The sequence below is a fragment of the Enterobacter cloacae complex sp. 372C4 genome, assembly GCF_050030615.1.
Taxonomy (GTDB): Bacteria; Pseudomonadota; Gammaproteobacteria; order Enterobacterales; family Enterobacteriaceae; genus Enterobacter; species Enterobacter intestinihominis.
On the sequence record NZ_JBLGUQ010000001.1, the window covers coordinates 4,216,614 to 4,224,140 of the forward strand.

Here is a 7,527-nt window from a genome sequence, read left to right on the forward strand (position 1 = left end):
ATTTCATCAAAATGACAAATATGCAGCGTAATGAGCACCTCGGCTTTCAGAGTGATCTCCTTTTCACCCCCGTTGTGTGAAGTACTCTAAAGATTAATGCTGTAAGGAGGTAACGATGACAATGGCACTTTTCCCCTGTCTGCCTGGCACAACACTCGACGCCGTGAATACCGTTGGGGCGTGGCTTGCTCAGGACGACTATCAGGACAACCAGCCCGTTGATCTGGTGATTCTGGCGGGTAACGCGGTGATCCCCGCGATTGATGCTGCCTGTAAAATCGCGGCTGAACAGGGGGTTCCTCTGATCATCAGCGGCGGGATCGGTCACTCGACGACCTTCCTCTACGCCGCGATTGCTAAGCACCCCCGCTATAACAGGATACCCACCACCGGGCGGGCTGAGGCGGCTATTCTGGCCGACATCGCCCGTGAATTCTGGAACATTCCGGCTGAGCATCTTCACGTTGAGGATCAGTCGACCAACTGTGGCGAAAACGCCCGCTTCAGCCGGGCGTTGATGAAACAGTCCGGACTGAACGCCGCCCGGGTGCTGGTAGTGCAGGACCCGACGATGCAGCGTCGCACAATGGCTACGTTTGCCCGCGTTTGCCGCGACGAGGCTGCATCGCCCGCATGGATGAGTCATCCCGGCCTGACGCCCGTCCTGCAAAACAGTGACGACGGTCTGGCGTTCAGCGGCCCGGTCGAGGGGTTATGGCCGGTAGAACGTTACCTGTCGCTGGTGCTGGGTGAATTTCCGCGACTCAGGGACGACATCAACGGCTACGGTCCGGCGGGACGTGATTTCATTGCCCATGTCGATATCCCTGCCGACGTGGACGCCGCGTGGCAGATCCTGCGAAACGACGTCATTCTCACCGACGCGCTGGTGAGCCGTTCTCTGCTGTAATGCTCTTGCCCGTTTGCGCCATCTTTTACGCAAACGGGCAGCCTTTGTTGCCGATTTGTGATTTTTGAAACGGGCTGACCCGTTTCTTTTATGAGATATCTCACAAAAACAGACTCATAGAGTAGGCAATTGCCCCGGTAATTATAGTTTTTAACATTAAGTTTACTTGTTAAAAACAGTGTGATTACAGGAGCAGGTTATGACAGTACCCGTACAACATCCTATGTATATTGATGGACAGTTTGTTGCCTGGCAGGGTGATGCCTGGATTGACGTGATCAATCCGGCCACGGAAGAGGTCATTTCCCGTATTCCCGATGGCACCGCCGAGGACGCCCGCAAGGCCATTGACGCGGCAGAGCGCGCGCAGGCTGGCTGGGAGGCGCTGCCGGCCATTGAACGCGCCAGCTGGCTACGCAAAATTTCCGCCGGGATCCGCGAGCGCGTCAGCGAAATCAGCGCGCTGATTGTGGCCGAAGGGGGCAAGATCCAGCAGCTGGCGGAAGTGGAAGTTAACTTTACCGCTGACTATATCGACTATATGGCCGAGTGGGCGCGCCGTTATGAAGGGGAAATCATTCAGAGCGACCGTCCGGGCGAGAATATTCTGGTGTTTAAGCGCGCCCTTGGCGTCACCACCGGCATTCTGCCGTGGAACTTTCCCTTCTTCCTGATTGCCCGTAAGCTCGCTCCTGCGCTAATCACCGGCAACACCATCGTTATCAAACCGAGCGAATTTACCCCAAACAACGCCATTGCGTTTGCCAAAATCGTCGACGAGATTGGCCTGCCGAAAGGCGTCTTCAACCTGGTGCTGGGCCGCGGTGAAACCGTCGGACAGGAGCTGGCCGGGAACCCGAAAGTGGCGATGGTCAGCATGACCGGCAGCGTCGGGGCGGGTGAAAAGATCATGGCTGCGGCTGCGAAAAACATCACCAAAGTGGGGCTGGAGCTGGGTGGTAAAGCCCCGGCCATCGTGATGGACGATGCCGACCTCGAGCTGGCCGTGAAGGCCATTGTGGATTCACGCGTCATCAATACCGGACAGGTGTGTAACTGCGCGGAACGTGTCTATGTTCAGAAGGGGATCTACGACCGCTTTGTGAATCGTCTGGGCGAGGCAATGAAAGCCGTCCAGTTTGGCAATCCGGCTGAGCGAACGGATATTGCCATGGGGCCGCTGATCAACGCCGCCGCGCTGGAGCGTGTGGAGCAGAAGGTGGCGCGCGCGGTGCAGGAAGGGGCTAAAGTGGTCCTTGGCGGTAAAGCGGCAGAGGGCAAAGGGTATTTTTATCCCCCAACGCTGCTGCTGGACGTACATCAGGACATGGCCATCATGCACGAAGAGACCTTTGGCCCGGTGTTGCCGGTGGTGGCTTTCGACACCCTGGAAGAGGCCCTGAAAATGGCCAACGACAGCGACTACGGTTTAACCTCGTCTGTATATACGCAGGATCTGAATGTCGCCATGAAAGCCATTAAAGGGCTTAAGTTCGGCGAGACCTACATTAACCGTGAAAACTTTGAAGCGATGCAGGGCTTCCATGCGGGCTGGCGGAAATCCGGGATCGGCGGGGCGGATGGCAAACACGGTCTGAATGAGTATTTGCAGACGCAGGTAGTCTATTTACAGTCGTAATCAGGAGCCCCCTCCATGCGAGATAATGTGTGCACGGAGCAGTTCCCTCGCCCCTTTGGGGAGAGGGTTAGGGTGAGGGGAACATACGGCTCTGGTGGTCATTCCGTTCACTTTAGGCTCCTTGCTACTCTGTAACAAAATGACCGGTGAACGTGCCAGGGTGGCTCAGTCGCCACCACCCTGGCGACCCGGGCTCCCGGCGGTAAATCGCCGCTTCGCGGTCCCTTCGGCTTATTCCTTCCGGCTTATCGGGGACGGGCGGAGGTAACATCCCTGTAAAGCCCGCCCTCTCGGCGCATCCCTGCGCCTCGCCCCGGCCGGAAGGCAAACGCCTCAGCGATTTTCAGCCGGACCTGGGCATCGCTGTAATCCCTCCGTTATTCTGAAGGCACGTTAATGCTTCTGATTTCAAATAACTGGGAATACTCGGCCCTCCGTAAAAGGGGGTTCACATTTTCAGGAAAGGTGGTTATGTTGGCGCGATAACTGTTATTTATCGGGAAACAACATGCGCACAAAATATACGGGTCTGCAAATCAGCATTCACTGGCTGGTTTTTCTGTTAGTGATTATGGCCTATTGCGCCATGGAATTCAGAGGTTGGTTCCCGCGAACCGATCGTCCGCTTATTAATATGATCCACGTTTCCTGCGGGATCAGCATCCTGGTGCTGATGGTGGCGCGCCTGCTTATCCGCCTGAAATTCCCGGCTCCGCCCATTCAACCGAAACCAAAAGCGATGATCACCGGGCTGTCCCATCTGGGGCATCTGGTTATCTACCTGCTGTTTATTGCGCTGCCGCTGATCGGCATGGTGATGATGTATAACCGGGGAAATGACTGGTTTGCGTTTGGCCTGACGATGCCGCATGCGGCGGAGGGGAATTTTGACCTGGTGGATACGCTAAAAGCGTGGCACGTAACGCTGGCGAATCTGGGGTATTTTGTGATTGGTTTGCACGCCTTTGCCGCGCTGATGCATCACTATTTCTGGAGAGACAATACGCTGCTGCGCATGATGCCGAAAAAGCGTCAGTGACCGATAATGCCCTGCCAACCCGCAGGGCATTTTTTTTGCGGCTTATTGCAGTTGCGCGCGCTCCTGCGCCGTTAAATCCAGTTCCTGAGTTGTACCCGTTTCTGAAGATTTTACCGCCGCTTCCAGCACCGCCATCACCGCCAGGGCTTCCACCGGATGGACCGGATTGTCAATCTTGCCGTTCAGGGCATCGCGCACGTTTATATAGTACTGCCGCTGGTCGCCTTTTGGCGCAGGGATAGCGCTGGCTTCACCCTGGGCATTAAACAGCACCATAGCGTCGCTGTCCTCACCCCAGCTTTCGCTACCCGGAATGACGCCTGCCAGAAGCTGGGCTTCCTGCTGATCGATGCGCGCTTTCACCACGCTGGCCTTATCGCCGTGGACGGTAAAGCGGGCAACGCCGCCTGCCACCAGCATGCTGCAATGGAGGACCACTTTGTGGTCAGGATAGTTCAGCACCACGTGCGCCCAGTCGTTAATTTCCGCACCGTCACGCAGGGTGGCGATGTTGCCCTGTACCGACAGCGGCAGACCAAAAAGCTGTAGCGTCTGGTCAATCATGTGCGGGCCTAAGTCGAACCACAGGCCACTGCCGGGAACATTTTGCTCTCTCCAGCGCACGCGAACCTCCGGGCGGAAACGATCGATATGCGATTCAAAGTGTTTTACCTTGCCGATACTGCCTTGCTCAATCACCTGCTTAATGCCGAGAAAATCGCTGTCCCAGCGGCGGTTATGGAAGACAGAGAGCAGGCGTTGTTTTTCTTGCGCAAGCGCAATCAGGTCTCGCGCTTCCTGCATATCCAGCGTAAATGGCTTATCCACCACTACGTGCTTGCCGGCGTTGAGCGCCAGGGTGGCCAGCGGCGCATGGGTCGCGTTAGGGGAGGCGATAACCACCAGGTCGATATCCGGGTGCTGAATAGCCTCTTCAGGGGTGGCGACAACGAGGACGTCCGGCAGATCGCGTTTGACCTTTTCTTCATCCCGGGATGAGACCACCGCCAGCTTCAGGCCGTCGACGGACTGGATCAGCGGGGCATGAAACGTCTTACCCACAAAACCATACCCGATCAGCGCAATATTCATTGTCTTCACTTTATTCATGACCTTCTCCACGTTAATGCGCGCAAACGGTAACCTGCACGGCGCTATGGTCCCCGAGCTCTGCCCAGGGACGATCTAAAAACAGTTGATGAATCTGGGATAACCCTGAAACCAGATAAGGTTCGCACTGGTTGAGTTTCAGATGATCGGCGACTACCCAGTGCGCCTGGCTTGCGGCCAGCATGGCACGCTTCACCTCGGCATCCGCCTCCTGACTGGCGCTCAATCCGAGCTCGGCATGAATGGCGCATGCGCCAAGGATGGCGATATCCGCCCGGTAGCGAGAGAGCAGCGAAAGGGTGGCGCTTCCGGCAAACAGGCGCTGTTTCTGATCCCACTTTCCACCAAGCAGGATCAGATCGACATCTTCCCGATCGCTAACCTGCTGGGCGATATCAAGAGAAGGGGTGATGATGGTCAGCGGTCCCTGCAGGAAAGAGGCAACGGCCAGAAGTGTGCTTCCGGCGTCCAGAAAAAGCGTCGAGCCCGCAGGTACGCACTGCGCAACCTGTTTACCCAGCCGCTGCTTGATTTCAGGCAGTAAGGTATTCCTGCTAACTCGGTTCATCGTCGAGAGATTCAGCGCGATGGCGCCGCCATGGTTTTTTTGTGCCAGTCCCTGTTTTTCCAGATCGGTCAGATCGCGACGGATGGTATCCGCCGAAACCTGCAACTTTTCTGCCAGCTCAGTGATGCTGGCCTGGCCTTGTTCAGTAATAATTTCAAGTACATATTTCTGTCTGGCGGTTTTATGCATGGGTGCAGTATCCTGCAAAATGTCGCAATACTATGCAGTTTACAGCATTTTACAGGAAAGGGAATCGTAACAGGAGGGGGATGTTGTCCAAAAACAGTTTGATAAGGTGAATATTGAATTAGCATTAATCAGTCATCAAAAACATGTATGTATCGTTTAGACCTGATGTTAACGCTATGTTTTACATAGAAATTTGGTTAAAGCTACCGAATAAGGAGTTCGAATAAGAATATAAAACCAGATTATAAATATAAATTGGTGCTTATATCTATTAGATATTCTTTTTAAAGTAAAATAATTTAATATTAATCAGCGAATGACTTAAATTGACAGTTCTTTGAAAATCTTTGTGTCTGATTCGAGATGAAATAAACGCAAAAATGTACATCAAGGTGTTTCAGAATTTTCCTTAAATTACAGAGGGTTTATATGATTCAGCGTAAACGCATCTAATAGCCATTTGTCCAGAAACCCCATCTTTTTTCTTATTTGTAACACCACATTAACATTACGGATGTGGTCGCTCATATCACATTTTGTTATGCTGCGAATCAATAAATATTTAAGTAAATTCTTAAAAGAAAAAAAGAGATTGTACGGCTCTCATCTCAATTGAAATGGGTGTGGGCGACTATTGGCGGAATTTATCAAACAGGAGTGGGGCAAATAGGGTGAATTATTTGTACCTCTTCCTGGTAATTATTTAGCCATCACCTGAAGTCGGGGGTATTATAAAGATGAAATGCAATAACAGGATGCTCAGATTATCTGCTTCCCTGACCTTAATTTCACTGGTGGCGACTGCGGCTCATGCAACTAACGGTCTGGTAGGGATATCTCCCGTTGCGGCAATGACGATGAAAGAAAGTATTCTTTTCGCTCTTGACCGCGACCCGTCGGTGAGTCAGCAGGCTGCACAGCTGGGGATTGGCCAGGCACAAATAGACGAAGCGCGTAGTGGCTGGATGCCACAAATAGCCTTGAACGGGAGTACGGGTCACAGCCAGACCACCGATTCGAGCGGCTCGTTGCGAAATTCCGCAGCCTGGGGTCTGAGCCTGACGCAGCTTGTGTACGATTTTGGCAAGACCAATAACAGCATCAGCCAGTCTTCAGCTCAGCGTGACAGCTATCGCTACCAGCTGATGAGCACGATGTCTGCCGTCGCGGAAAAAACGGCCCTCAGCTATGTGGAAGTGAAACGCTACAGCGATCTGTTACAGGCGGCAACAGAGAACGTGCAGGCGCTTAAAAACGTTGAGCAGCTGGCAAAACTCCGCGCCGATGCAGGGGTAAGCTCCACCTCTGATGAGCTTCAGACCCGCACCCGTATTGCCGGAATGCAGGCGACGGTAGAGCAGTACAATGCGTCCCTGAACAGCGCCCGCGCGCGGCTGGCGGTATTAACTGGCATACAGGCTGAACGCTATTCACCGGTTCCGGGAGGTCTGGCCGTGGAGTCGGATTCTCTCAATCGAATTGATTATTCACTGATCCCAACGGTGATGGCCGCGCAGAACATGGAGCGTTCAGCCCAGTACGGCGTAGAAACCGCGAAGTCACAGCACTGGCCAACCTTAAGCCTGAAAGGGGGCCGCACCCGGTACGAGTCTGATAATCGCGCGTACTGGGATGATCAGATCCAGCTCAATATTGATGCACCGCTTTATCAGGGCGGCGCGGTCTCGGCGCGCGTCCGTCAGGCCGAGGGCGCAAGGGCAATGGCATCGTCTCAGGTCGATCAGGCCCGTTTTGATGTCCTGCAAAAAGCCTCCGTCGCACAGGCCGACTGGACCGGGGCGCAAGGACGTATGGAGGCCGGAAAACGTCAGCTGGAAAATGCGTTGCGCGCCCGCGACGTCTACAAAAATGAATATACCCTGAGCAAGCGCAGCATTAACGATCTGCTCAGCGTGGAGCAGGATGTCTGGTCTGCCACCTCAGCGAAAATAATGGCTGAATACGATGGCTGGAGCGCGGCGATTAATTACGCCTCCGCGGTGGATAATCTCATGCCGCTTATCGGAATAGAGAAAAACGCTGCCGCGAAATTACCTGATTTGAGTTAAAAA

At 53.9% G+C, this 7,527-nt stretch carries 6 protein-coding genes; 4 read left to right on the forward strand and 2 right to left on the reverse strand.

The window, feature by feature from the left end; genetic code table 11:
- The first annotated feature begins 115 nt into the window (after positions 1 to 115).
- From ACQG11_RS20550 to cybB, 3 genes are all read left to right on the forward strand, one after another.
- Entirely contained in the window at positions 116 to 910 is a 795-nt protein-coding gene (locus ACQG11_RS20550) for a YdcF family protein (protein WP_022648057.1), read from the forward strand.
- Positions 911 to 1,109: 199 nt separating this feature from the next.
- Positions 1,110 to 2,549 carry an aldehyde dehydrogenase gene (gene aldA / locus ACQG11_RS20555; RefSeq protein ID WP_032624297.1) on the forward strand — a complete coding sequence of 480 codons (1,440 nt, stop codon included), beginning with the start codon at positions 1,110 to 1,112 and terminating at the stop codon, positions 2,547 to 2,549.
- 508 nt (positions 2,550 to 3,057) lie between these two features.
- The gene (gene cybB, locus ACQG11_RS20560) at positions 3,058 to 3,588 is read left to right on the forward strand and encodes a cytochrome b561 (protein ID WP_163346459.1); all 531 of its coding nucleotides are present in this window, start codon (positions 3,058 to 3,060) and stop codon (positions 3,586 to 3,588) included.
- 42 nt (positions 3,589 to 3,630) lie between these two features.
- On the opposite strand, the gene ACQG11_RS20565 is transcribed toward cybB, so the two are convergent.
- Positions 3,631 to 4,698 carry an oxidoreductase gene (locus tag ACQG11_RS20565; protein WP_225303359.1) on the reverse strand — a complete coding sequence of 356 codons (1,068 nt, stop codon included), beginning with the start codon at positions 4,696 to 4,698 and terminating at the stop codon, positions 3,631 to 3,633.
- 13 nt (positions 4,699 to 4,711) lie between these two features.
- Positions 4,712 to 5,455: a DeoR/GlpR family DNA-binding transcription regulator gene (locus ACQG11_RS20570; protein ID WP_023300061.1), complete on the reverse strand. Its 744-nt coding sequence runs from the start codon at positions 5,453 to 5,455 to the stop codon at positions 4,712 to 4,714.
- A gap of 851 nt (positions 5,456 to 6,306) precedes the next feature.
- Here ACQG11_RS20570 and ACQG11_RS20575 point away from each other — a divergent pair.
- Positions 6,307 to 7,524 carry a TolC family outer membrane protein gene (locus tag ACQG11_RS20575; RefSeq protein WP_100248972.1) on the forward strand — a complete coding sequence of 406 codons (1,218 nt, stop codon included), beginning with the start codon at positions 6,307 to 6,309 and terminating at the stop codon, positions 7,522 to 7,524.
- Positions 7,525 to 7,527: the final 3 nt, after the last annotated feature.